The 26689-nt window shown below is 44.3% G+C and carries 19 protein-coding genes; 18 read left to right on the top strand and 1 reads right to left on the bottom strand.

The genetic code is table 11. The annotated features are described in order from the left end of the window. The first annotated feature begins 23 nt into the window (after window positions 1–23). From AB4484_RS12335 to AB4484_RS12250, 18 genes are all read left to right on the top strand, one after another. The gene (locus tag AB4484_RS12335; RefSeq protein ID WP_372078431.1) at window positions 24–956 is read left to right on the top strand and encodes a type VI secretion system baseplate subunit TssG; all 933 of its coding nucleotides are present in this window, start codon (window positions 24–26) and stop codon (window positions 954–956) included. A 47-nt stretch (window positions 957–1003) separates the two neighbouring features. Further along, on the top strand, window positions 1004–3616 hold the full coding sequence (gene tssH, locus AB4484_RS12330) for a type VI secretion system ATPase TssH (protein ID WP_172379597.1): 2613 nt from the start codon (window positions 1004–1006) through the stop codon (window positions 3614–3616). A gap of 9 nt (window positions 3617–3625) precedes the next feature. Further along, complete coding sequence (locus AB4484_RS12325; protein ID WP_372078429.1) at window positions 3626–6193, top strand: MFS transporter; 2568 nt, start codon at window positions 3626–3628, stop codon at window positions 6191–6193. Beyond that, window positions 6190–7188: an ABC transporter substrate-binding protein gene (locus tag AB4484_RS12320; RefSeq protein ID WP_372078426.1), complete on the top strand. Its 999-nt coding sequence runs from the start codon at window positions 6190–6192 to the stop codon at window positions 7186–7188. The genes AB4484_RS12325 and AB4484_RS12320 overlap by 4 nt, the downstream gene beginning before the upstream one ends. Next, the gene (locus tag AB4484_RS12315) at window positions 7175–7903 is read left to right on the top strand and encodes an ABC transporter substrate-binding protein (protein WP_372078423.1); all 729 of its coding nucleotides are present in this window, start codon (window positions 7175–7177) and stop codon (window positions 7901–7903) included. Before AB4484_RS12320 ends, AB4484_RS12315 begins: the two co-directional genes overlap by 14 nt. A gap of 3 nt (window positions 7904–7906) precedes the next feature. Further along, entirely contained in the window at window positions 7907–8857 is a 951-nt protein-coding gene (locus AB4484_RS12310) for an FHA domain-containing protein (RefSeq protein WP_372078421.1), read from the top strand. Further along, entirely contained in the window at window positions 8854–9342 is a 489-nt protein-coding gene (tssJ, locus tag AB4484_RS12305; protein ID WP_050621123.1) for a type VI secretion system lipoprotein TssJ, read from the top strand. The genes AB4484_RS12310 and tssJ overlap by 4 nt, the downstream gene beginning before the upstream one ends. 41 nt (window positions 9343–9383) lie before the next feature. Then, window positions 9384–10715 carry a type VI secretion system baseplate subunit TssK gene (tssK, locus tag AB4484_RS12300; RefSeq protein WP_372078419.1) on the top strand — a complete coding sequence of 444 codons (1332 nt, stop codon included), beginning with the start codon at window positions 9384–9386 and terminating at the stop codon, window positions 10713–10715. Window positions 10716–10720: 5 nt separating this feature from the next. Further along, window positions 10721–11917, top strand: a complete 1197-nt coding sequence (gene icmH, locus AB4484_RS12295) for a type IVB secretion system protein IcmH/DotU (protein ID WP_372078416.1) — start codon at window positions 10721–10723, stop codon at window positions 11915–11917. Window positions 11918–11919: 2 nt separating this feature from the next. Next, a complete protein-coding gene (gene tssM / locus AB4484_RS12290; RefSeq protein ID WP_372078414.1) occupies window positions 11920–15312 on the top strand; it encodes a type VI secretion system membrane subunit TssM in 3393 nt (1130 codons plus the stop codon). Between the two features lie 82 nt (window positions 15313–15394). Next, window positions 15395–16054, top strand: a complete 660-nt coding sequence (locus AB4484_RS12285) for a protein kinase domain-containing protein (protein WP_372078413.1) — start codon at window positions 15395–15397, stop codon at window positions 16052–16054. Between the two features lie 336 nt (window positions 16055–16390). Then, entirely contained in the window at window positions 16391–17434 is a 1044-nt protein-coding gene (locus AB4484_RS12280) for an HD domain-containing phosphohydrolase (RefSeq protein ID WP_372078412.1), read from the top strand. 32 nt (window positions 17435–17466) lie between these two features. Then, window positions 17467–21162 (top strand): response regulator, encoded by a 3696-nt coding sequence (locus AB4484_RS12275; protein ID WP_372078411.1) that lies wholly within the window; start codon window positions 17467–17469, stop codon window positions 21160–21162. Window positions 21163–21448: 286 nt separating this feature from the next. Then, complete coding sequence (locus tag AB4484_RS12270) at window positions 21449–22420, top strand: tripartite tricarboxylate transporter substrate binding protein (RefSeq protein WP_048615086.1); 972 nt, start codon at window positions 21449–21451, stop codon at window positions 22418–22420. 242 nt (window positions 22421–22662) lie between these two features. Beyond that, the gene (locus AB4484_RS12265) at window positions 22663–23163 is read left to right on the top strand and encodes a tripartite tricarboxylate transporter TctB family protein (RefSeq protein WP_041472791.1); all 501 of its coding nucleotides are present in this window, start codon (window positions 22663–22665) and stop codon (window positions 23161–23163) included. A 10-nt stretch (window positions 23164–23173) separates the two neighbouring features. Further along, complete coding sequence (locus AB4484_RS12260; protein ID WP_012603793.1) at window positions 23174–24694, top strand: tripartite tricarboxylate transporter permease; 1521 nt, start codon at window positions 23174–23176, stop codon at window positions 24692–24694. A 192-nt stretch (window positions 24695–24886) separates the two neighbouring features. Next, window positions 24887–25645, top strand: coding sequence for a sulfite exporter TauE/SafE family protein (locus tag AB4484_RS12255; protein ID WP_372078409.1), 759 nt, complete (start codon window positions 24887–24889; stop codon window positions 25643–25645). A gap of 289 nt (window positions 25646–25934) precedes the next feature. Further along, window positions 25935–26126: a hypothetical protein gene (locus tag AB4484_RS12250; RefSeq protein WP_017059711.1), complete on the top strand. Its 192-nt coding sequence runs from the start codon at window positions 25935–25937 to the stop codon at window positions 26124–26126. A gap of 136 nt (window positions 26127–26262) precedes the next feature. Here AB4484_RS12250 and AB4484_RS12245 read toward each other — a convergent pair whose 3' ends face one another. Continuing rightward, window positions 26263–26676: a VF530 family DNA-binding protein gene (locus tag AB4484_RS12245; RefSeq protein WP_010438513.1), complete on the bottom strand. Its 414-nt coding sequence runs from the start codon at window positions 26674–26676 to the stop codon at window positions 26263–26265. Between the last annotated feature and the right edge of the window lie 13 nt (window positions 26677–26689).

Below are 26689 nucleotides of genomic sequence, written 5' to 3'. Positions count from 1 at the left end.
AGCTTAGACTGCAAGGGGGATATATGAAGCCTTTCATCGAAGACCTAGCCGCTCAGCCTGAAAAGTACGACTTCTCTCAAGCAATGAGGCTATTGGAGCAGCTTCAGTCCCAAAGTAGCGCGCCGATACAGATCCAATTGAAATCGGAGGCGATGCCGACTGGCAACCCTCAAGAGATCCAATACTTCTCGTTAAAGGGAAACAAAGCCAAACTCAGATTAGCAAAACAAGCGCTTTCGGGCGTTAAAGGCGTGATACCTAATTACATTTACGAAGAGTTGTTAGCCGCGATCCACAATGAAGATCATTCGCTGCAAGATTTTCTGGACGTATTTAATCAACGACACTTTGAAATCACCTATCGAACCAATGCTCGACGTTGGCTACTCGTTGAAAGTGAGCAAAACCCAAAGAAAACAGCATTATTGAATCACTTTGCTGCGCTTGGAAAAGAGCACAAAGAGTATCTCCAATATTCACTACTGCTAAGCCAACAAAGCCGAAACCTGACGACTCTGAAAAAGATTTTAAATGACTTCTTCCCTTACTCCATCGAGGTGGAGTGCAAGGCATTTGAACAACGTCTATTACCGACCGACTCGTTAACTCGCATCGGTGTTAATCGAGATTTTAACAGTCGCTTAGGGCAAGGTTTTTTGGTCGGCAAAACTTGTTTAGCCCATTTCAACAACTTGAGTATTTTTGTTACCCCAAAGAACAGAAATGAGTTCCTCGAGATTCAACAAGATGACCAATTTGCAAAAGCTGTGTTGTCTTTGACTCAGCACTATTTAAAAGACAGTACGCCTGTTGCCATTTATCTGAACGTCAAACGTTCATATTTAACCAAACCCCGTTTATCAAGCAAGGTTTCTATAGCCGCTCGTTTAGGTGAAATTGACTACCTTGCACCTGAGCGTAACCCCAATGAAACCGTAAAGATTTTGCTTTTGTAGTTCATAAATACGGAATGTGTAGATTATAGAGATACAAGGAATTGACTATGACACAAGTAACTCTCACTAACTTAGTAGGAAAGCTATCTCCCGAACTGAAGCAAGCGTTGGAAGCGTCTGCGGGCGCGGCGATGAACCAAGGTGTTGGAGCGATAGAAACAGAACACTGGATCCTTCAGCTTATTTCCCAAAAAGATCCGAAGCTAATGGCGTTGTGCGAATCTCAAAAGCTGTCATTAGACGCCTTAGTGAATGAGCTTTCCAAAAAAATATCTATGCTTCCAAAAGGCAGCGAAGGTCAGCCGACACTAAGCCATGGCTTAACTGAATTAATCAAAGATGCTTGGATGATTGCATCGGTAAACTATGGTCATGGCGAAATCGTCAGCTTGCATCTTATTCAAGCGCTGATGCAACAGAACGTGTTAGGCGTCAGCACCCTGCAGCTAGAAACACTGAGCAGTGTTTCACTCGAATCTCTTCAAGGCCTGATAAAGAAAACCCCTATTGCCCGTAATTCTGCAACGCCTTCAGCCGGTGGCTCTGTCGATACCACACCCGCAGGAAACGACGCACTGAGCAAGTACACGGTGAATCTGACTCAGCAAGCGATTGACGGCAATATCGATCCTATTTCTGGCCGTAATGCCGAAGTAAGAAAAGCGATTGATATCTTGTGTCGTAAACGCCAAAACAACCCGATTATGGTCGGTGAACCCGGCGTAGGTAAAACCGCCGTAGTTGAAGGCTTAGCGTTAAGAATTGCAGCCGACGAAGTCCCTAGTGCTCTACAAGGCGTACAAATCCACTCTTTAGATCTTGGCTTACTGCAAGCTGGTGCGAGCGTTAAAGGTGAGTTTGAAAACCGCTTAAAAGACGTCATCAACGAAGTAAAAAGCTCAGAAGTACCCATCATTGTATTTATCGATGAAGCTCACACCCTTATTGGTGCAGGCGGCGCTGCCGGACAAAACGACGCGGCCAACCTTCTAAAACCAGCCTTGGCACGTGGTGAGTTCAAAACCATCGCCGCGACAACATGGGCGGAATACAAAAAGTACTTCGAAAAAGATCCTGCCCTGACACGTCGATTCCAAGTCGTGACGATTGAAGAGCCTAACGCAGAAGATGCAATGCAAATGCTGCGTGGTGTAGCGGCCTCACTACAAGCTCACCATGGCGCTTTTATTGCTGAATCCGCGATTGAAGCGGCGGTCAACTTATCGATCCGTTACCTGCCAAGTCGCCAACTGCCAGACAAAGCCATTAGCCTGCTTGATACTGCGAGTGCGCGAATCGCACTGACACAAGGTGCGAAACCAGAAGTATTGGAAACGTTAGAGCAAACTATTCGTTACCAAGAAAATGAGAAGTCGGCGTTAGAAAAAGAAGATGCGTTGTTCTCAAATAGCGCTGAATTGATCAAAGAGCTCACACAATCAATCGAAGAAAACCAACAAGCATTGGCAGCGTATTACACACGTTGGGAAAAAGAGATTGAGTTAGTTGACCAAATCAAATCCGTTCAACAGGAGATCACCGAAGAACAAGAGCAAGATGCTGTCGACGCTAACAAGCGAAAACAGCTCGACACCCTGCGTACTGAGTTGGCCGACCTGCAAGGTGAAGAACCTCTTGTTTACGCCATGGTAGATGACAACACCATTGCTCAAGTGATTGCAAATTGGACCGGTATTCCTGTTGGTAACATGATGAGTGATGAAATCGCCAAGCTGCTGACCTTAGAAGACGAGCTTAATACTCGAGTTATTGGGCAAGATGTCGCGAAAAACGAGCTCGCAAAAGCGATTCGCATATCACGCGCTGGGTTAACCGATAATCGTAAACCGATTGGTGTGTTCCTGATGTGTGGTCCGAGTGGTGTGGGTAAAACTGAAACCGCCATGGCACTTGCGGAGCAACTGTACGGAGGTAGCAACGACCTTACCGTGATTAACATGACCGAGTTTAAAGAGGAACATAAGATTTCGATGCTACTCGGCTCACCTGCTGGCTATGTCGGCTTTGGTGAAGGCGGTGTGTTGACGGAAGCTATCCGACGTAACCCATACTCAGTACTACTGTTGGATGAGATGGAAAAAGCACACCCTGGCGTACACGACTTGTTCTATCAAATCTTCGATAAAGGCCATATCAAAGACAGTGAAGGCCGAACTGTCGATTTCAAAAACACCATCATCATCATGACGTCGAACGCAGCTGACCAAGCTATCTGTGATGTGTGTGCGAAGACAACAGACCGTATCGACAACGACGAGCTACTTGAATCGATTCGTCCAGATCTGCAGCAATATTTCAAACCCGCTTTCTTAGGACGAACCACCATTGTCCCTTACTACCCACTTAACGATGAAGAGTTAGCGAAAATCACTGAGATCTCGCTAAATCGAATCAAGAAAAAGCTGGCTGAACAGTATCAAGCTTCCTTTACTTGGGACGCAGACTTCATTCAATTCGTGGTTGACCGTAACACCGATCCAACAACAGGCGGCCGTGCAGTCGAGCAAATCATTAACCGCTCATTGATGCCGAGATTAGCTGAAGAGTGTATTGGAAGGCTAAGCCGAAGCGAACCTATTACTCAAGTCACCGTTAGCGCAACCAACAATAGTGCTGACTTCGATTTATCGATTAAGTAGGTTTTAACTATGAACAGCAAAGCCAGCCAAACATTGACCAAACCTTCATTACTTAACCTGTCACTTAGGGTTAAGTTGATGCTTGCTATCATGGCGGTTTTGCTGTTTTCCATCACCTTAAATGCAACGCTAAACTACTTTAATTTCGAGAAAAGGCTCACTGAAACCTCCGACTCCATCTATGAAATTGTATTAGAAGAAACACATAACGATATCAATCAAGCGATCAGTTTAGGCTTGCCGCTCTCAGCAATATCGAACATACAAGGCATGCTGGATCGTCGATTGAAAATCGTTGACGGTATTACCGCCTTAGTTGTCGTCTCAAGCTCTGGAGAACGACTGTTTGGTACCGGAGAACAAAACAACGAGAATAACCGTCAGCTATCGCTCGATATCACCAACTCTTTTGGATTAGTTGAGGGGCAAGTAAAGCTCTACTACTCCACAACTCTGTTAGAACAACAAAAAACCTTCTTGCTCAAGCTCCAGTTCCTCTATTCGGCAATTTGGATACTACTCTCTTGCCTGTTTGCCTTTGTCGCCTTGAAGTACCTATTGAAAGGCATTGTCGGTCGAGTAAAAGGCGCAACTGCAATATTTGAGTCCGCGACCGATTCGGATGAATTACTGCCAACGATCACCCAAGCTCACAAGGCACTGCAATCCCCAAACTCATTGTCTAAGTTTGAGAAGTTGAAAAACAAACACTTTCCAGTGTTTATCATCTCTCTTGCTATCCTGTTGACGATCATTGCTAACCTAGGGGTTTCGTATCAATCTCTAGACAAGTTTTCACAGATTTACGAGGTTAAGCTCGAACAGAAGTCCAACCTGATTGGCGACTCTTTAAATCAAATGATTAAAGAGCTACTCGATAAAGGCGTTCCTGCCGATAAGCTGCATGGTCTAGAAAACGAATTTGCGTTCTTTGTTGATCATCATAGCGAGATTCTATCGATTAACTTTGAAGGACAATCGGGCACTTCCTATCGTTATCCTGCAGAACAGGTCGATCACCCTTCTATCCGCGAATCGACATTCTCACTCAACAACAGCCACACAATTCAACTGAATGTCACTACCGACAACAACTTGATCATTAACCTGCTTAAAGAAAGCGTCATGGACATGATTACCGTGTTGGTCGCCTCTTGCCTCGTGGTTGCAGAAATCATTCTGTTCATGTGTAACTTCATGATTATTTCGCCTTGGAATCAGGTAAAGAAAGTGTTCATGCTGGTCAACCGCGACATCGTGAATCACTTAGCCAAGATCTCTACGCGCGACGAAATTGGCAAACTGCTCAACCTGACTAATCAAGCCATTACCAAGCTAAACCCGACTCAACCATCACAAGACATCGATAAGCAAGACTTTCGATTCATTCGTTTACCGCTGTTTTTATTGGTGTTCTCAGAAGCATCTTCACTCGCCTTTTTTCCTAGGTTCGTCTCTTCACTGGAAAACACAACCGGTTGGATCCCTGAAAACCTAGTCACGAGCTTACCCATTTCTCTGTTCATGTTGTGCTGGGCTATCTCACTGCCATTTGCAGGTTACTGGTCAGATAAAGTAGGCAGAAGGCATTCATTGATGACAGGTGGACTCATCACTTGTATTGGCTTAGTTGCTACTGCTTTCATTCAATCTCTCGAACTCTTGTTGGTAGCTAGAGCTTTTACCGCTGTAGGCTACGGTATCGTATTTATTTCAGCACAAGGTTATGTATCAGATACCACTAACGACTCTAATCGCACCAAAGGAATGGCGACTTTCTTATCATCATTCTTCTCTGGCTCTTTATGTGGCGCCGCTATTGGCGGGATCCTCGCCGAGAAACTTGGATACTCAGAAACATTTATGCTCGCAGGACTGTTGGCAACATTGAGTGTCTTGCTGGTCTATGTGTTCTTTGAAAAGTCGACTACCAGCAACGCGAGTAAACCCGTTAAGCTGAAAGACTTTAAGCTGCTATTAAGTAATAAGTATTTTGCATTAATTACGATATTCAGTGCGATACCGGCGAAGATCGTACTGACAGGCTTCCTCTACTACATCTGCCCCGTCTATCTGCAATTCCTAGGCGAAAGCAGCTCTGTTTCTGGACGGGTGATTATGGCGTATGGCCTCGCGATCATATTAATTTCACCATTAAGCGCGATCTTAGTGGATAAGCTTAAAAACAAAATGGCCTTCATTTTTATTGGTGGTTTGCTTTCATCCCTTGCGTTGCTCAACTTCTACTTCTTCCAAGGCACATTAGGGTTGCTACTTATCGTAATCATTATTGGTATCGCACACGGCATCTGTGTTTCTCCACAAATACCTTTGGTCATCGACCTCCTGTCTGGTCAGGGCATCGAGAAGGGAAAAATCATCGGTATATTCAGACTTACAGAGCGTATCGGCAATATCGCGGGGCCAATGCTGGCTGGGGTTTGTTTGAGTATCTTCGGTTACGACCAGACTATTCTTATATTTGGCGCGTCGCTTCTCGCGAGTTCCTTTAGTTTAATTGTGTTTTTCTCGATATTCCTGAAGTCTGATAAACAGAAGCTAGGGGTTCAATCATGAGATTTATAGTGTTCGTTCTCAGCTTTATTTTAATGTCCCCATCTTCATTTGCTAAGAGTGATGAAAAACACGTCATTCTTTTATTATGGCGGGGAGTAACGGACGCCGAACAAGGCTTCATGGATTATTTATCCCAACATATTGATGTGAGATTTACCGTTCTTGATGCAAACCGAGATAAAGCTCAGCTCAAACAACATATTCGAGTTCTAGAATATAAAGAAGCCGACCTAATTTATTCATTTGGTACCACTATCACATTGAATTTATTAGGAACTTATACAGAACCTAGCGAGTTTAGAATAAACAACACGACGCCGGTTGTATTCAGTATCGTGACCGACCCTGTGGGTTCTAAGTTAATCACCGATTTATCTTCAACAGACAGAAATTTCACTGGTGTATCGCACATCGTACCCCATGAAATACAGTTTAAAGCGATAGAGAAGCTCAATAACATTTCAAGCCTTGGGGTTATATATAACGCTGACGAAAATAATTCGATTATCACCGCAAATAAAATGATGGAGTTGTCGGAAATTCATAACAAGCGTGTTATGTTGTATCCATTAAACATTGATAAAACCAAGTCAAACAGCGACTTAATTAACATCACGATAAACAATATGAAACGTGATGGTATCGATATGGCTTATTTACCCCCGGATTCATACATTATCACCCAAGGCGGGGAAGTCGTATCGGGGCTACATTCTGCAGGTATACCTACTTTTTCGGCGACCGAGAGTCCGATAAGAAAACATAAGGCCCTGTTTGGCATTGTCAGCCGTTACTACAATGTTGGTCAATTCGCTGGATACAAAGCGAAGAACATATTGAAAGGAACTCAAAAAGCTTCAGACATCCCAATAGAATCACTAAGCCAATATTCCTATATTGTTAATATCGAGGCTGCACACAAGCTCGACTATTACCCGCCAGTGTCTATTTTGAAGATTTCTGAAGTGATAGGACACTCTAATGACGTTAACTAGAGCCTCTACCATCAGACTATCGTTAGTCACCCTACTCATCTCGACGCTTTGGTCGATGAGTGTCTCTGCTCAAGTAAAAATTGGGCCATCTCGCCTAATGCTGACCACACAAGATTGGCCGCCTTACCAAAGCTACGAAAACGCGACAATGCAAGGAATTGCTTTGGACAAGGTTAAATGTGCCTTAGGTATGATGGGACAGCCTTACCAACTCACTATGACAACTTGGTCGGACGCACAATTGCGCGTGCATAGCGGTAGCCAACACGGCTTTTTCGTCGCCACTAAAACTTCTGAGCGTGATGAATACGCTACGCTCTCGGCGCCCATCGCAAAACAGACGTTGAATTGGTATTTTGGCCCAGGAGTGGAGCCGAAGGTTGATGAATTGTCAAAGTTAAACCTTAACTTTTCTGCCAAATTTGGCTCAAACAAATGGTTTTGGCTAAAACGTAATGGATTTAACGTCGTTAAGCAGCCACGAGATGCTAAAGTATTACTAAGACTTTTAAAACAAAGGGAAATTGATGTTGTTTTAGAAGATGAGTTGGTCTTTAAAAGAGAGTTGAACAAAGCCTCTTTACCACTCGATTACTTCAATTCGACGAATTTAGATACCAAGGATATGGGGGTCTATTTTTCGAATCGATTCCTTAAAACCTATTCGGGTTTCTTAGGCAGTTTTAATTCAGCCATATCCAAGTGCAAGGAGTAGCCATTGTCCATCAGTGTCCACATGATTTCTGTACCTGCTGAAGAGGTTGTTTCCTCTAGAGTGACGTATCTGCCCGAAAGTGGCGGAAGCTTAGGTCGTTCTCCGTCATGTGATATTGCGCTGCCAGATCAATCAAAATGGATCTCGAGAACTCACTGTCAGCTCTACCCGACAGATCGAGGTTACGTGATTAAAGACATCAGTAATAACGGCGTATCACTAAACGACAAGTCTCTGGCAAAAGAGAAAGAGTACGTCATTACCGACGGCGACATCATCAAACTTGGTGGCTATACACTGCTGGTTAGCTTATTGAGTGACCCAAAAGTCAACGCGGCCAATAACACCACACAGGATGAAACTTTTATAGAACCTTTTAACTTAAAGCTTGATGACAGCGATACTGACTTTTTAGATGACTCACCAGAAGTTGCTACCCTTCAGAAGACCTCGAATTTCTCTTCAAAGAATGTTCTGAGTGACGACCCCTTCTCATCTGATCCGTTTGAAGATTTGGACGATGACAAAGTCATACCGAACATTGAAGTAGACGAAATCTCTCACGCCGATAACAACACTCTCTCTTCTGCAGAGTTAGAGTATCTACCCGTCAATGTTGAGAACAATACGCGTATAGAAGAGTCAATCGACAAGCTCATCACGCTGACCGAAAAGAACCAACAATACTTACAGAATCCTCAGCTTCAACAAAAAGCGCTGTTCGACGCCCTAGAACAAACCGTTGATCAGTTCTTAAATGAGTTCGCACCAAAGCAGCTTGAGAGCCAATTTAGTGAGTATGTCAGTAGCGGCATTTTTACCAATAAAGATAAAAAGTATTGGAAGATTTACCGAAAGCATTTTCAACACCGTCAAGACAACGGAGATTTCAGACGCCAATTCAAAGCGTTGTTTATGGAGAACATGCAAAAGCAAAGTGAGAAAAGAGAATGAAACGGCTCATACTCTTATCGCTTTGTTTACTGATCACAGCATGTTCTTCATCAGATCCAGCTCCTGTTGTCACTCAATATTCGTTGACCGTTAAAGCTGATGCGACCGTCAACCAATACAATGATGACCAAGCGAACCCAGTTGTGGTTAGGCTTTACCAACTCACGGATCAACAGCTGTTCAAACAACTGCCGTTTATTGATTTGTACAACAATGACCTGCAGTTATTAGCGGCAAACTTAGTTTCAAAACAGGTATTACCGATTGTACTACCTAACTCAGAGCAAAAGCTGACGTTAGACATCAACAAAAACACGCAATACATTGCAGCTCTGGTCGAATTCGCGGATTACCAGAATGGCACAACCAAGACCGTTTTGATTATGCCTTCCGATCCAGAGCAAACCTTAGAGTTAACGATTACAGGGAAGAAAGCAGAGTTAGCCGTGATACAGCCTGACTCCAGCTGGTGGCAAATCTTTTAATAAAAAAGCCAATATATAAAAATAATAGAAAAGGATTTTACGTGGACGCTTTCAAAAAAGTAGTGTGGCAAGAAGGGATGTTTATTGCCCCTCAGCACTTTCAGCAGCAAGATCGCTATGTGCAAAACTACATTCGTCAGAACATTGAAACACTGGCTGGTTTTGCCCCTTTCTTTGGCATCACTGAGCTAGTGCTTAACCACGATCTCTTAAAGATCGGTAAGCTATCTATACCGAGCTGTTCAGGTGTGTTCCCCGATGGAACCCAATTCAACATCAAACAAGAGATTGTTGTCGATATTCCGCAAGGCACCATTGAAACCATCGTCTACCTTGCTCTGCCAATCTCTTTGCAAGGCAATAATGACTACAGCGAAGATGGTCAAGAACAGAGTCGTTACATCACCCGTTCAATCAATGTATTCGATACTTCTACCTCCGAAAACGCCAGTGTAGAAGTCGATGTAGCTCAACTGAATATCGGGCTCAAATTCGCAGGAGAAGACACCTCTGGTTTTACCCTCATTCCAGTGGCTAAGATTTTAGAAATCAGCGACTCAGACGAAGTCATGCTTGATAGAGCCTTCATCCCTGCTTGCTTGCATTACGGCGCTTCAAACCTACTCAGCGAACGAGTCAAAGAGATCCACGCGCTGGTAAGCAACCGAGCTCAAAACCTTTTAAAACGCATTGAAGCTGGCCAAGGTCAAAAAAGCCCTCAGTCTATGATGCAAGATTTTCTATGGCTGCAAACTCTCAACACCTGGCTACCATGGTTTGAGTTGACCATCAGCAACACCAAATACCCGACCCATGAACTGTATTCAAAACTAAAACAATTTGAAGCTCAAGTCATGGCGTTAACACCAGCAATTCCAGATGAGTGTCAGCCTCTAAAATATGACAAGCTCTATGACAACTTTAACCCGCTGTTTTCGAGCCTACGAAACCTACTCACACTGGTTCAACAAGATTCAGTCATCGAATTCAAATGGGATATCTCACTGTTTGAGAAACGCCGTCTACTTCGCACCTTAATCAAAGACCCAAGCAGCGTTTATAACCGTCGCTTCGTTCTAAGTGTTAAATCCGACATCAGCAGTACAGAGCTTAATGAGTTGTTCCCAATCTCGGCCAAGTTAAGCAGTAACAATAAGATCGTAGAGCTAGTGAGAAGCTCGCTTTCTGGTATCTCATTGACACCGCTTCCGATTGCACCAAGCGAGCTTAAGCCGATGCAAGGCGTCGCTTATTTCGAAGTGGATACTAAGGATCGCAATTGGTTAGACATGCTAGACACACGTGACGCGATTGCCCTACACGTCGATGCGCGCATTCCTGCTCTCGAAGTCGTTCTATACGCGTTGAGATAATGGCTATGGATTATTTAGACGAAGAAACACTGGTCATCGATAAAGCATCAAAAGGCTCTGCTAACACAGAGTCTGATCAGGCATTCTCTAAATTGATTGCTGTACACTCCACCAGCACTCAAGAAGAGTTTCTGCGTCATTTTGATAAGGCAGAGAATCAACTGATCAACATCAGCAGTGATTTACTGACTAAAACACTCAAGATATCCACACTGTCTGAACCCGAAGATCTCACGGTCTTTCGTGAACAATTTATTCAAGGCATCAACGACATAAAAGCTCAAGCAACCGAGCTCACTTACCCTATCGCGGTGATCGATAAACTGTGCTTTTTATACGCTGTAGTCATTGATGAATTCATCATCTACACCGAATGGGGAGAAAAACGCGGTTGGGAAAATAAGACCCTGCTGAGCGAATTGTTTGGCATGCGTAACGGTGGCGAACTGTTCTTCTCCGTTGCAGAAAAAGCCGCAAGACAGCCCCACAAGCTGATAGACCTTTTAGAGATCATCTACCTATTTATCAATATTGGATTCAAAGGCCAATATCGTGAAGGCGGCGCTGAACAGTTAAAAGCGTTTGTTCATCAGTTAGAACAAACCATCAGCCAATATCGCTCGGCTAGCGGCGTGCATTGTCGTACTAAAGTAAAACTCCCAGAAGTAAGGAAACCGACTAGGCGTAAACGTTACTTCATCACTAGCCTGTTTTTCTTCTGTTTAATCGCCACCAGCATTGGCTTAACTGAGTTTTGGTACACCAAGACCCACGAGCAAAGAGCGCGTGATTTCACATTCTTGCCAAGCTTTAGCGAACGTTACGTCTTATCAGGCGAAATCAAAGACATCGTATTCATCAGCGATGATAAAGACTTAGTAAATCCACCTCGTCACGCCAGCAAAGTGGACGCAATAGAAGCATCACAAACCAACGACTTTACGCCAAGTACAGCAAATTGGTTGGTTCAACTCGCTACCTTCTCAAGTAAGAAAAACGCCGAAGCTTTCATCAAGAACCTATCACCTTCAGCTTATGAGCCGATTATCTCTCCTTACAAGAAGTACTACCGAGTGATACTAAGAACAAACACCTCAGAAGAAGCGAGAAGCACCAAGGCGTGGTATGTCGAAAATGACCAAATAAACGCCATTATCGTTCGCACTTCTGCACACGAGTTAAACAAGGAAGAGTCTAACTGATTATGCCGGATGCCAAATCAAACAAATCAGGCAATGTAAAAAAAACAGTAGGCATTTCTGCCCTAGCCTCTGTCGCCTTTTTTACCGTCGCTTCTAGCGTCATTCTGCTTACACCTCTCAACGCTTATTTGGTGTGGGCTCTGGCCACTATCGCCATTATATCCACGCTTATCGGCTTCATTTGTTACTGGGTGCTGATCAAACGCAGCGCAAAATCACAAGAAGAGTCATTAGATAAAGAATTGATTCAAAAGCGACAAAAGCAACTAGCCAGTCATTTCAAGCGAATGATCAGTGGGCAGAAACGTAAAACTCGCCTAACCAGCCGTTACGACCAACCAATCTATCTACTGCTAAGTCAGAACCCGAATAAAGACAAAAGCATCATCACCCAAATGGGCTATGAAGCGTATAAGCTCGATGACTTCGGCAATGATATTGAATTCCCAATCCTGTTTTGGGTCAGCGAGCACTCGATTTTGGTTTCTATCAGTATGGGAGAAGACCAACACCCTGAGTACCTGAAAACGCTATGTCAGTCGTTAACTGCGTGGCGACCAAGACAAGCCGCCAATGGCTTATTGCTTACCACCGATGTTTCCTCGTTATTAGAAAACAATGAGCAAATTACACAGCAAGCTGATGAGCTTAAATCGACCATTAAGACTTTTAATCAAGCATTTGGGGTCAGCTTACCGATTTATAATGTTGTCTCGAATATGGGTAGCATCAGCGACTTTTGTCAGTTCTTCTCAGCGTTTGATGAATCCAAAAGAGACGAAGTGTTTGGTGCCACTGCGCCTTACTCTAAACATGGTGGGATCGATGCAGACTGGTTTAACGATGAGTATGATCACTTGATCAGCGAGCTGATTGCTAATATGAGCAATGCGCTTGCCGGACAACTCAATCAAGATTATCGCAACTCGATAGCCAGTGCCCCTTTCCAGTTTGGATTATTAAAGCAGAATCTTTGGTTGTTCCTCAATCGTTTATACCGAGGAGAGCAGCTTAGTGATGCTCTGCAATTCCGCGGTTTTTACTTCACGCATGATGGGCAAAGTTCAGCGCAGTCAGATTTACTGGCAAGTGCTGTCTCTTATTCGGTAGGTCACGAGCATTATCAACAAAACGAGCAAATCCCGGTTAACCAAACCTTATTTGCTCAATACCTAATGACCCACGTGATCCTATCGGAACATGAGCTGGTCGGCGTAAACAAACGCAAAGAGAATACTCTGCTCGTTAACCAAGTCGTTTTCACCCTATCTTGGATTGCCTTGCTCGCCGCCGTGTTGCTGGTGATTAAGTTTGATTTTGATTTCCAGAATCAACGAGAAACCAGAGCGGACATCATGCTTGAGCGCTATAAAGAGGCGATATCGGCATCGCCTTATGACATCGAGAATATGGCTGACAATATCCCCAACCTATTCTCACTACAGCGTATCTATAACCTCTACAAGCAGCCAGAGCCTTGGTACAGCCTGCCGTTTATGCCAAATCCGAGCATCAAGGAAGAAGTCGAAGAGGCCTATTTCACTGAGTTACAGCAAGTCCTGATTCCTTCAATGGAGAATACGCTAGAGAAAGACCTGTTTGTGTACGTAAACCTTGAGGATCAATCTCAGACGCTATCTCTGTTAAACAACTATCGTCTGTTGTTTAGTAAAGACAGAACCAACGTCCAAGAGCTCAAGAACTACTACATTCGTACGCTCCAAGACCAAGGCGAAGCCGATAGCGTCAACATCGCTCAGCTTGACGTACTACTCAATGACATCTTCGCTCGTAACCTGACGCCAGTAAAATCGAATCATGATTTAGAAAGTCTCGCGAAGAAAGTCATCACGCAAACGGGCATTGAAACCCTGCTGTACGAACACATTCAGAGTTCTACGGCCTATGCTAAGCGTGTCGATATTCGCGGTGAGCTCGGTGACAATTTCGGCTCGGTGCTTCAGTTTTCACCGAGTTACGCTGGCTACTTGGTTCCGTATATCTTTACCCCGACGGGGTTTAACCAACTCGATTTATCGGTGAATTCCCCGACTCTGAAGTCCGCTTTACAGTCTTATGAAGGCGTCGCAGGGGCTTACCCTAGCGCACTGGAATTGCATCGAATCAGTCGTGAATTGAAGCAAACTTACCAGAATGATTACATCAACTATTGGCGTGATTTGGTTCGTAATGTCGAAGTCAAAGAAGTGGCTAACCCTACGCAACTAAAAAGTGCGTTAACGAGCTTGTCAGAAGCAAGCAATAACCCGTTAGTCAGCTTGTACTCGACGATTGCTAAATATACCTATGTTGAGCTTGAGATCCCTGTAGAGGATGACAAGAAACAAGATCCTGCGAGTATGCCGATTCAAGACCCTGACAAAAAAGAATCCGCTCGCCAGATATCACTCAGCTTCCAAGCTTACAAAAAACAGGTATCCCCTAACGACCAAGGTAAGAAGCCAATCGACAACCTGCTTACTGCGTTTATCAACGCTAAAAAGTGGGGAGACAAGTTTTACGAAACCAAAGAGCCGCAAAAGGTTGCCTTTGATACGCTGTCCGTCACTTTGCAAGCCGGTAACCCTATTGCGTCCCTATCGAGCCTATCCAACAGTCATTTAGCGGTCGCTGAAGAGCTGGTTAACAAGGTGGTACACCAAAGTAATGAAACGGTGATGTCACTGGCTCACGACTACTTAAACACAGCGTGGTCGAACGAAATTTATCAGCCTTATCAACAGCGCTTGGCCTCTTTTTATCCGTTCAATCGAAAGTCTAAAACGGATGTCAGTGTGGCGGATGTCAAAGCCTTCTTCGTTACGAATGGCATAGTCGACAAGTTCTCTCAAACTCGCCTAAATGGATTCGTTAAAGACAGTGACGAAGCGCCTTATTTACCGGGATTACTGCCGGGTACAGGCTTATCGATTACGCCAGAGGTTTGGACAATGATGGACAAAGCTGGCGATATAAAGAGCGCCCTATTCTTAGCCGACCCATCGAACATCCTGATCAATTTCCAATTAAAAGCAGTCGATATGACGCCAAACATCACGGAGTTTTCGATCATTTCGGATAAGCCAATCTTTACCTATCGTCATGGGCCGACGTTATGGAGCCAGCAATCGTGGCAAGGTGATGCGAAGTTTATCGAAAAGCTAGGTATTCAGCTTAGTGCACAGGACTCTACAATTGGCCAGAACACCGTAAAAGGCACATGGAGTTGGTTCCGCTTATTCGAACCAAACGTGAACTTTACGTCTGCACAAGACACTCAGGTGGAGTTTGTTTACGGTGACAGCAAGGTGAAATTAACAATCAAGACTCAAGGCCAATCGAACCCGTTTGTCCCTGGCTTCTTCTCTGGATTCTCTCTGCCAAGTGGGATCTAATAACGCTTTACCAACGAGCTCGTCTTGCCTATCAAGGCGAGCTCAACTTTCTGAAGATAATGTCTCTTCAAACAGAGAATACGTGAAAGGAGATGTAAAAGATGAAAAGCTTCTAAAAGCGTTTAAGGCTCATAGCTACACTAATCTCACTCGCTTAAGTCCACGAGTTTTCAGAGCCCAACATCCTAGCTGGGGACTGGTGACCATCAAATATGCTCAAGAGCTAAAGCACCGTCACTTTCTAAAACAAGAGGCTGAGTTTCTGTATTCAAATACTAATTCCGACTCTAATAAAAAAGATACCTGGCCGAACTATTGTGATTACTTTTATAGTCATCAGACTGACTGCCTGGTGCTTTCTCACTTAAGTGGTAACACACTACTGGAAATTCAAAGCAACTCAAATATCAATGCCGATATGCCCTCTCAATGGCTTAGCACTTTAGAATCAGCCATCAACCGAATCCATACTCTTGGTTTTGTTCATGGAGATCTTAAGCCATCCAATATCGTGCTCAACCCACAAGGACAAGCCCAACTCATCGACTTTGGCTCCATCACTAAAATAGGGACTGAACGTGCTGCGCTTCGCTTTGAAAGCTACACACGTCGATACGCGATGCTTGATTCAGTAACAAACAAGCTAGACGATTGGTTCGCGCTTGCAGTCATGTTGGAAGAACGGTTAGATGAAGCGAATCTGCCCAGTCGGTATCAGGTTCTACTGAAACATCATAGATAAGCCCGACATTCGGCATCGCATGCTTTCCCCTATAACAAGCCCACGATAGATTTAGGAAGTAACTTGAACGACTAAGTAACTCTGAATGATTCAGTGTTAGCAAACGAGAACCTGAACTATTCAACCTTGATCGCACTACGACACAATCCATTTGGTTATTCTTTGTTAAATAACGGTTAATATATAAAATATCTATTAATAAAAAGGCGTACCATTATTTTGTTAAGTTCCAGAATCAACAATTAACCCTCCTAAAATCATGCATTTCCGCTAAATTCCACTACGCTTTATTAATATAAAACATAGCAATCTGATTAAATTTTTTAGGGACGAAAAATGAATCAAATTACGACAGATAAACCGATCATTCTGGTTGTTGATGACATCCCGGACAACATTCATACCCTCTCAGGGATCCTGAACGACGACTTTAAAATTAAGGCTGCGACATCCGGAGAAAAAGCGCTAAAAATTGCTTCTACTCACCCAAAGCCTCATCTCATTCTTCTCGATATCATGATGCCTGTGATGGATGGTTATGAAGTATGCCGTCGACTTAAAAGTAACCCTGTCACTTCTGACATCCCCGTTATCTTTGTGACAGCTAAGACGGATGTAGTAGACGAACAGAAAGGCTTTGAACTCGGTGCTGTTGATTACATAACTAAACCAGTCAGCCCCCCTATCGTGAAAGCTCGCGTTGTCACACATATCTCCTTGTATGACCAAAACTTGGCACTGTCTCGCAAGGTAAGACAGAGAACGGAAGCTCTCGCCATGAGTCGATTGGAGATAATCCGCAAGCTCGGCCGCGCCGCTGAATACAAGGATAATGAAACCGGAATGCACGTTGTAAGAATGAGTTACTACTCAAAGATTCTGGCTCAGCAGTTAGACGTCAGTGAAGAGTGGGTGGAGTTGTTATTCCAAGCAGCTCCGATGCACGATATTGGCAAAATCGGTATTCCTGACTGCATATTAGGTAAACCTGGCAAGCTTGATGCGGATGAATGGGCAATCATGCAAACACACGTAACGATTGGCGGGGATATTATCGGAGACAACGACTCTAAATTGCTAAAACTCGCCCAAGAGATCGCTCTTTACCACCATGAGAAATGGGATGGCAGCGGCTACCCTCATAAGCTATCAGGCGAAGACATCCCTCTAAGTGCACGTATTGTTGCAATAGCAGATGTATTCGATGCCCTTACCAGCGAACGCCCATACAAGAAAGCTTGGCCGATTGAAAAAGCGATTGAGTTAATACAAGAGCAAGCTGGCCATCACTTTGATCCTAACTTGGTTCCTATTTTCATTAGTAAGCTCGATGAAATGCTCACTATCAAAGACTCTTTTACTGATGAACAAAAACACTAAGTTCGCTGGTACTTTATCAATACAGGCACTTTATGAATACTGTTTCAAGATTTGCTACTGATTCGAAATTAATCTTAACCTCCTTTCTGGTCGCAGCCATCGTGGTGTTTTCTGTCGCGGTAGGTGCTTGGATCAATCTCAACGATCGCTTCATCGGCGTTGAACAATACGCTTCCAGTACTCGCTTATTGACCTCACTCGATAAGCTTCGCGTTTATGAGTTGTCTTTTAGTAACGACTACAGCGAACAAGTCATCTCTAACTTTGATCAAGAAGCAGAACAAACCGTGGGTCTAGCCAATGATTACGCCGACCAGTATGCAACGTCCCTTCCTATCAATTTTCTCACGGAATATTTGGTTCAATTCAAGCAATATGTCGACATTGTTGAGTTGAACCAATCAACTCGAACGCTTATGGACGAGCGCTCTAATGCCGCAACAGACTTATTGCGAGAGATGAGGGATCTACATAATCAAGCGATCAATCAAAACAATCAGAAAATTCGCGGTCTACGACTAAACAGCGAAGAACTGACCAACGTCGCACTAGAAACCAGTCAACTTGCCACTCTTGCCGTTAACATACAAAATCTTGAAAAAGAGTATTTACTCGACGGCAACCTAAAGACTCACTCGTTAGTCAAACTTGAGATGCAAAAGGCTTCACGGCTCATTTCAGAGTTGCAAGAACAGGTTTTGGATGACAAAGGACAACAACTTTTAGAGGTTGTAGATAAGGCAAAAAATCGCTATTACACCAACTTAGTTCAGCTGCAAGGCATACCGGCGTCTTCGAAAAAGTTAAGAGCATCCCTTATCAATCAAGTCACCCTAAGTGGCTCTGAATTCTCACGATCAGTTAGCTTGCTCTATCAAACCAAACAGAGCCAAGTCGCGGATCTGAGTCATCTCGTTTCTCAATCTCAAGCAGAACTCTCTTCCCAATTGCTCATAGGGCAAGACCTACTGGCGATTCGCACGCTACTAAGTCGTTCAAATCGATTCAACCGAGATTTTCTGCTCGCAAATTCAAAGGAACAGAAGCTCATTGCCGACAAAGTGTCGCATGTGATTAATGAGATGCAATCCAAATCTAGCAATGCACAACGACTTATTACTTTATATGCACCAAACGTAAAAATTACTGCCTTTGACGAGCATATCAGCATTTATGAATCGCAATTTATGGAGTTAGTCAGTTCACAAATGCGAGGTCACCAACTACTCACGGCAATGGATGAGAGCTTCTTAGAGTTTCGAGATTTCGTCTCTCAACGTCACCTTTCAGAAAGCGTCAATGTAAAAGACTCTTCTAGCGTGACGTTCCATTTAGCCATCGGTGGTGTGATTTTCTTCGTCATTATTTTGTTGATGGGCTTGCTGGCTAACAAAGCGCATTCTGCTTTAGAAACTTTCGCACACAGTCTAGCCACAGCAAGAGATGAAGCCGATGCCGCAAACCAAGCAAAATCTGACTTCCTCGCTAACATGAGCCACGAAATTCGTACACCAATGAATGCCATCATTGGTATGAGTTATCTGGCATTAAAAACCGATTTAACCAAGGCGCAGCGTAACTACATCCATAAAGTGAAGCTCTCTTCCGATACCCTACTCGGCCTAATCAATGACATTCTCGATTTCTCGAAAATTGAAGCTGGTAAACTCGATATTGAGAAAGTGGACTTCCAACTTGAGAATGTACTCGACAATATTACTAACTTGGTTGGCTTACGAGCCTCAGAACGCGACCTAGAGCTGCTCATTCAAGTCGACAGAGACGTGCCGACTAACCTGATTGGGGATCCGTTAAGAATTGGGCAAATATTGATTAATCTAAGTAACAATGCTGTCAAATTCACAGAGAAAGGCGAAGTGAAGATCGCTATCTCGGTTGCAGAAAGACAAGGCGATGACATCAAGTTGAACTTTGCCGTCTCAGACAGTGGGATTGGTATGACGCAAGAGCAAGCCGCCAAGTTATTCAACAAGTTCACTCAGGCTGATAGCTCAACCACACGAAAATACGGTGGCACGGGCTTAGGCCTCGCCATCAGTAAAGAATTGAGCCAACTGATGGGCGGCGATATTCATGTCTCAACGGAACTTGGCAAAGGCTCGACCTTTTCATTTACGATTGCCACTCGCGTCAGTCATTCTATCCAGCAACATCGAGTTGTGGTGCCTGCATCAATTAACGATTTGAAAGTGTTGGTCGTCGATGACAACTCCAGCGCACGCTTGATCATGGGTGATATTCTAGAGTCGTTGAAGCTAACACCAACACTAAGTTCATCAGTCGATGACGCTCTTGTTGAGTTACATAACGCTGACGCTCAGAACAAACCATTTGATTTGGTTATCTCCGATTGGAAGATGCCTAAGCGAGACGGCGTAGACTTACTCGCAGAGCTCAACAATGAGCAGCAGCTAAACACAATGCCTAAGATCATGATGCTGACCGCTTACGATCGAGAAGAGCTTGCTGAAGCGATTGAACAAAGAAACTTTAAAGTACCGAGTATTCTAGACAAACCAATCACCTCCTCTCACCTTTATGACTCTATTGTCTCACTCTATGGGCTCGACTCAGATCGTGTCTCACGCAGTGAACTTGAGCAACAAACTCAGTTAGCTAACGTCCAGCAACTAGCCGGAGCTAAGTTACTCTTAGTTGAAGACAATGAGATCAACCAAGAACTCGCGACTGAGCTATTAGAAGGACAGCAAATTCAGGTTTCGGTCGCTGAAAATGGCAAGCTCGCGATCGAGCTCTACCAACAAGCCATTGCAGACGGACAGCCGTTCGATGGTATTTTGATGGATTGCCAAATGCCAGTAATGGACGGCTATGAAGCAACAGAGTACATCCGTCAGCAGATCAACGATCAAGACATACCTATCATCGCGATGACAGCTAATGTCATGGAGCGAGACAAAGAAAAGGCGCTCGGTTGTGGTATGAGTGACATTATTGCTAAACCTATCGATGTCGGTTCAATGTTTGCCACTCTTGCGAATTGGGTATCACTTTCCCGTCCTGCTGCGTTTGTTGATCCAATATCACACCAAGCAGAATCAGTGAACTCTATCTCTGACGAGTCAGCAAACAGCAGTGCCTTTAATACAGCACTCTCCAAAGTTGAAGGTCTAGACATTACGCTTGGCTTAATCAGAGCCAACAATAATCACCAACTGTATAACAAGCTATTGCATCGATTTGTCGAGGCCTACTCTGACAAAAATAAGCTTGAAAGCGAACTAACAGGCGGCAGCGCACCACGCTATCTTCACACACTGAAAGGGGTGGCTGGCAATTTGGGGGCTAAACAACTGCACACGTTGTGTGAAAACCTAGAAGCACAGCCAGATGATACCGATTTGAAAGACAGTGTGATCGACACATCGCTTAAACTAAGCAAATCAGTAAGCCAAGCCTTGTCTCAAATTGAAGTATCGAAAGATTCAGTAGCGACCAATTCTACCAAGTCGGAAGAGAGCTCTGAACAGCAGCAACAATCGACTACTGATCAGCAACTCTACCTCCAATTATTGGAGGCGACGGCTAATGATGACACCGATGCACTCACCATAATTCTTAACATTGAAGATGGCGCTAAGATTGGGTTACCCCCTTCAGAATTCAAACGACTCGAAGTTTCGTTGGAAGAGTTTGATTTTGACAAGGCAACTGAGATCTTAAAAGGATCGACCTTATCTGATTAACCGTCTGACAAGTAAAGGAATTCGTTACAAACATTCCAAATTTTATAGAGAGCCTGTCATGGCTCTCTTTTTTTCACCTTCGCACAACACGTCACCGTGAACTTTATGAACAATATTAATCCAATGTTCTTTATTCTCAATATCGCCGCATTACAGACATTTCATTAACACACCGTTAACTTTAGCTTCATCTGCTAAGCAATATCCTACTCATCTGTTTAGTAGCTGGAAATAAAACATAAGTTTCTCTCCATTGAAGAGATCCCCTACATAAGGAACGTGAACCATGTTCAAGGCACTGAAACCTACTCTTGCGGCTTCTATCATCGCAGCAACCTTTTCTTTCAACACTTTTGCTGCTGACGTAGAAAAAATCCACTTCCTAATCCCTGGCGGCGCTGGTGGCGGTTGGGATATGACAGCTCGTGGTACGGGTGATGTATTGGTGAAATCAGACATCGTAGAAAATGTCTCTTTCCAAAACCTGTCTGGTGGCGGTGGCGGTAAAGCGATTGCTCACCTAATCGAAACGGCACAACGCCAAGAAGACACGCTAATGGTGAACTCAACGCCTATCGTTGTTCGTTCACTAACAGGTATCTTCCCACAATCTTTCCGTGACCTAACTCCGGTAGCAGCAACCATTGCCGATTACGGTGCAATTGTCGCGTCTGCGGATTCTAAGTACGACACTTGGGAAGACGTCGTTAAAGAGTTCGAAACCAACCCACGTAAAGTGAAAATTGCTGGCGGTTCAGCTCGTGGCAGCATGGACCATCTTGTGGTTGCGGCAGCGTTCAAAGGCGAAGGTTTTGATGCGAAGAAAGTGCGTTACATTGCCTACGATGCTGGCGGTAAAGCGATGGCGGCACTGCTTTCTGGCGAAACACAGCTACTTTCAACGGGCCTTGGTGAAGTACTAGAGATGTCTAAGTCTGGCCAAGTAAAAGTGCTTGCTGTTACGGCTCCAAAGCGTCTTGACGCTGCGCCTAACATCCCAACACTGACTGAATACGGCAACGAGACAGTATTTGCTAACTGGCGTGGTTTCTTCGCGGCACCGGGTACAAGCCAAGCAAAAATCGACGAGTGGAACGAAGCTCTTGGCAAAATGTACAAAACCGATGAGTGGCAAGTGGTTCGTGACCGTAACGGTTGGATCGACAACTACAAAGCTGACAAAGATTTTTACGCCTTCCTAGAAGACCAAGAAAAACAGATGGGCGATCTAATGCGTGAGCTTGGCTTCTTGAAGTAACCAACAACCAGAGAGGGTCTTTGTGCCCTCTTACTCTTTCCTGTTTCGCCGTACATGAGTTAACTAAAACTCCTTTGTTTATTCGTAGTGTATTGCTAAAGCTTGCTGATTCGTTGTAGAGGCAAGTGGCTTAACCAAGTCATGTAATTCGCTCACCTTTGGTTAGTGATCCCAGACATTCTTCATTAACTCGCTCATGTACGGCTTTTTTACTTTTTATACCACCCCAAATGGAGTTGGATATGTCGGACTTACCAACCAAATTTCTGAGTAAGGAATCTTTGCTTTCGAAGGATCGCATCGGAGCCATGATCTTTATGCTGGCGTGCTTGTGCTACGGCTACCAAACCACGCTGATTCCTTTGTTTCCCGGTGACGAGTACGAACCCTTCACAGCAAGAACCTTACCTACCCTGTTGACGTTTATCGGCATTGGCCTTTCGTTGATCCTGCTAATAACGGGACAACCGGATAAGAAAGTCACATGTGACACAACGCCGCTGAACTGGAAACTGCTGATTGGCTTCTTGGTGTTAATGGCACTGTACGGTGTTGGGCTGACTTATCTTGGCTTTGTTTTAGCAACCAGCTTCTTCTTACTTGCAGGCTTTTACCTACTGGGTGAGCGTCGTAAAGCGGTTTTATTTGGCGCGTCGTTCCCTTTCGTTATCGCGTTCTTTCTTTTATTAACTCAAGGCTTAGATATCTACCTAGAGCCTGGTTTAATCTTCACTCTTTGGTAGGGATAACATTATGTTAGACGGAATTTTACAAGGACTTTCTACCGCTGTGATGCCAATGAACATCATGATGGTAATCGTGGGCTGTTTCGTTGGCACCTTCATCGGTATGCTACCGGGGTTAGGTCCAATTTCAGCAATCGCGTTGATGATCCCTATTACATACGGCCTAGACCCTTCTTCTGGCCTAATCTTGATGGCTGGTGTGTATTACGGCGCTGTATTTGGTGGCTCAACGTCATCCATCTTAATCAATGCTCCGGGTTGTTCTTCAACGGTAGTAACCGCGTTTGACGGCTACCCAATGGCTCAAAAAGGTCAAGCAGGTAAAGCACTTGCTCTCGCGGCTTACTCTTCTTTCACTGGCGGTACGCTTTCAGCAATCATGCTTTTGATTGCAGCTCCGGCTCTGGCAAGCGTGTCACTGAGCTTCCAGTCTTCAGACTACTTTGCATTGATGCTATTAGGTTTGTCCGCTGTAGCGGCGTTTGCAGGCCCAGGTCAGGTAATTAAAGCGTGGATGATGACTATTCTTGGTTTGATGCTATCAACAGTAGGTATCGACAAAGGGGTTGGTGTTGAACGTTTCACTTTTGGTTTAACGGATCTGATGGATGGCTTCAGCTTCCTATTATTAGCGATGGCAACATTCGCACTGGGTGAAACCTTGATGGGTATTCTTAAGCCAGAGCAAGATACCAGCGCAGAAGAAAGCCAAAAGATGTCTGATATTGGTAGCATGAAAGTGACCAAAGAAGAGTTCAAAGAAGTGGCGCCAGTTTCGATCCGCTCTTCTATTCTCGGTTTCTTTACCGGTGTTCTACCGGGCGCAGGAGCCACTATTGCGGCATTCCTAAGTTACGGTATGGAGCGTAGCCTAGCGCCAAAAGACAAACAGAAAGAGTTCGGTAAAGGCAGCATTCGTGGTCTTGTTGCTCCTGAATCAGCAAACAACGCAGCTTCAAGTGGCTCATTCGTTCCGTTACTAACGCTGGGTATTCCGGGCTCTGGTACAACCGCGATTATGCTTGGTGCATTGATTGCCTACGGTATTCAGCCAGGCCCTCGCTTGTTCGTTGAACACCCAGATGTATTTTGGTCAGTCATCATCTCTATGTACTTTGGCAACATCGTACTGGTTATCTTGAACCTGCCTTTAATCCCTTATATTTCTAAACTGCTAGCGGTACCTAGAACAGTTCTACTACCAATGATTATCTTCTTCTCAATCACTGGCGTGTACTTGGTGTCATTCAACACGATGGACGTATTTGTGATGCTACTAGTAGCGATGGCAGCGATAGCATTAAGGCTAGCCAACTTCCCATTGGCACCATTACTGTTAGGCTTCATATTGGGTGGCTTGATGGAAGAGAACTTAAGGCGTGCATTGATGATCAGCGATGGTGAGTTGAACTTCTTATGGGAACGCCCTATTACGATGACCTTCACTATTCTGGCGGTACTGGTGCTGTCTAGCCCGATTCTAGTGAAACTATTTAAGAGTTTTAGAGCGAAGCCAGTAGAAGTGTAAAGCTTTACCGAATCCACTAAACCTCAACGAAAGGAGCCATTGGCTCCTTTTTTCATTTAGAGCCTCAATTCAAACCAGCGGTTAAAGATGGTAGCAAACTCACAAACCTATCTTTACAACACACATGGCGCTGATATTCATAACAAATTCAAGTAAGGTAACCAGTTAGTTAACGTATTGGATTCTAAAACTATGGATTGGTTGATTCTATTCTTATCAGGGGTGATTGGCGGTGTGCTTAACTCCATTGCGGGTGGCGGCAGCTTCATCACCTTCCCTGCTCTATTGTTTGCTGGCGTTCCACCAATAGCAGCCAACGCGACCAATACCTTTGCTTCGTGTGCCGGATACATTAGCGGAGCCTACGCTCTGCGCCACGAAATTCAATCTGGTACTAAGCAGCTAAAACTGACCATTGCTTTATGTGTCATTGGCGGTGGTATCGGGGCTTTCTTGCTACTTCACACACCAGAAGCTCTGTTCACTCAATCCGTTCCTTGGCTGCTGCTGTTTGCAGCTTGGCTATTCACGTTTGGTGGCACGCTTAATAAATGGCTTAAACAAGCTACAGCAAAACATAAGCACGCCACCAGCGCAGGCGCATTCTTTTCCGCTTTATTGCTTTTGATTGTCTGTATCTACGGTGGGTATTTTAATGCCGGTTTGGGCATTGTGACATTGAGCTATCTGGCGCTGGCTGGTTACACCAACATCAACGTGATGAATGGCATCAAACTGCTCGTGTCAGCGTGTGCTTCCCTCGCAGCGATCGTGTTTTTTATCGTCAATGGTTCGATTGATTGGCCGTCTGGCATGGCTGTATTATTGGGTACATTGGTTGGTGGTTATTATTCAGCAAAAATCTCGCGCCGCATCCCTCAACACTATGTTCGTACCACAGTGATCATCGCGAGCTTTTTGATCACCGCTTATTTTTTCTATGCTAGCTAGGTTTTATACCAACTAGATTCTCTGTTAAGTGAGTTCTGTGCCAACTCGGTTTTAAGCTAACCAGACATTCGGTCAACAAGGCTTGTAACTGGAAAGATAAAGCAAAAAGACTCCACCCTTCTCATATCGATTTCGCTATTTTATTGCTTATAAAATAGCCAGACCAAAATGTGTGAGACGAGTCCTTCAATTAGCAAATTTGATAACAATTTAGACTGTTTTTTAGCCTTTATTTTGCCAAAGGTGGGATAATTCTTCTGTCGAAAGTGAGACTTCATTAGGAGGCGTTATGAACACTAAACTCGGTCATGTCATGTCATCAAGTCGACTCATTTGCTTTGTCGCTTTTCTTGCTGCCACATTCGCGTGGATCCTAAAAATGCCCGCTCTGTTTTCTGTGTCAGCGCTATTCTTACTGGTCAGTGCGATCGTTTATGTCACCGATCTTTGGAAGAATCAAAGAAAGAACCGCGAAGCTTAGCCATTTACGGTTTAAATCGAACAAACTAAAAAAGGAGCTTATAGGCTCCTTTTGTGTTTTTCGCTTATCTAATTAGGCGTACTAATCGTCGACGCCTTCTTGTTAACGACGCCTTCTTATTAACGACGCCTTCTTATTAACGACGAAAGTTACGACCGTTACCGCCGCGGCGCTCTTTAAATGCAGACGCAGCTTTAGCTTGAGAAGCGTGGATAGACTCAACCGTTAGTTCCATTGGCTCACGAGGCTCTAGCCCATGGCGGAATGTACGTGAACGCGGAGGCATCTGGTATTCAATGTCCGATGCTTTAGGCATGCGCTTGAAACGGTAAAGGTAGAAGTTTTCAACCTTCTCACGAGCCCATTCGGTTTTCTTCAGGTATTTAACTGCGCTTGCCACTGTAGGTTTAGTGTTAAAGCAGTTCATACGCATTGCCGCATCTAAAATTTCCCAACCATAGTGATCCACTAATTCAGTGATCATGGTTTCAAGCTTTAAGCCGTGTAGCGGGTTATTTTGTTGCAGTTCGATTCTTTCTTCTTCAGTCATAACATTACCTTTT

Source organism: Vibrio sp. 10N.261.46.A3 (assembly GCF_041472995.1).
In the GTDB taxonomy this organism is placed as follows: Bacteria; Pseudomonadota; Gammaproteobacteria; order Enterobacterales; family Vibrionaceae; genus Vibrio; species Vibrio coralliirubri.
The sequence above is the reverse complement of the archived record's forward strand: the minus strand, read 5'-3'. Positions and strand labels throughout refer to the sequence as shown.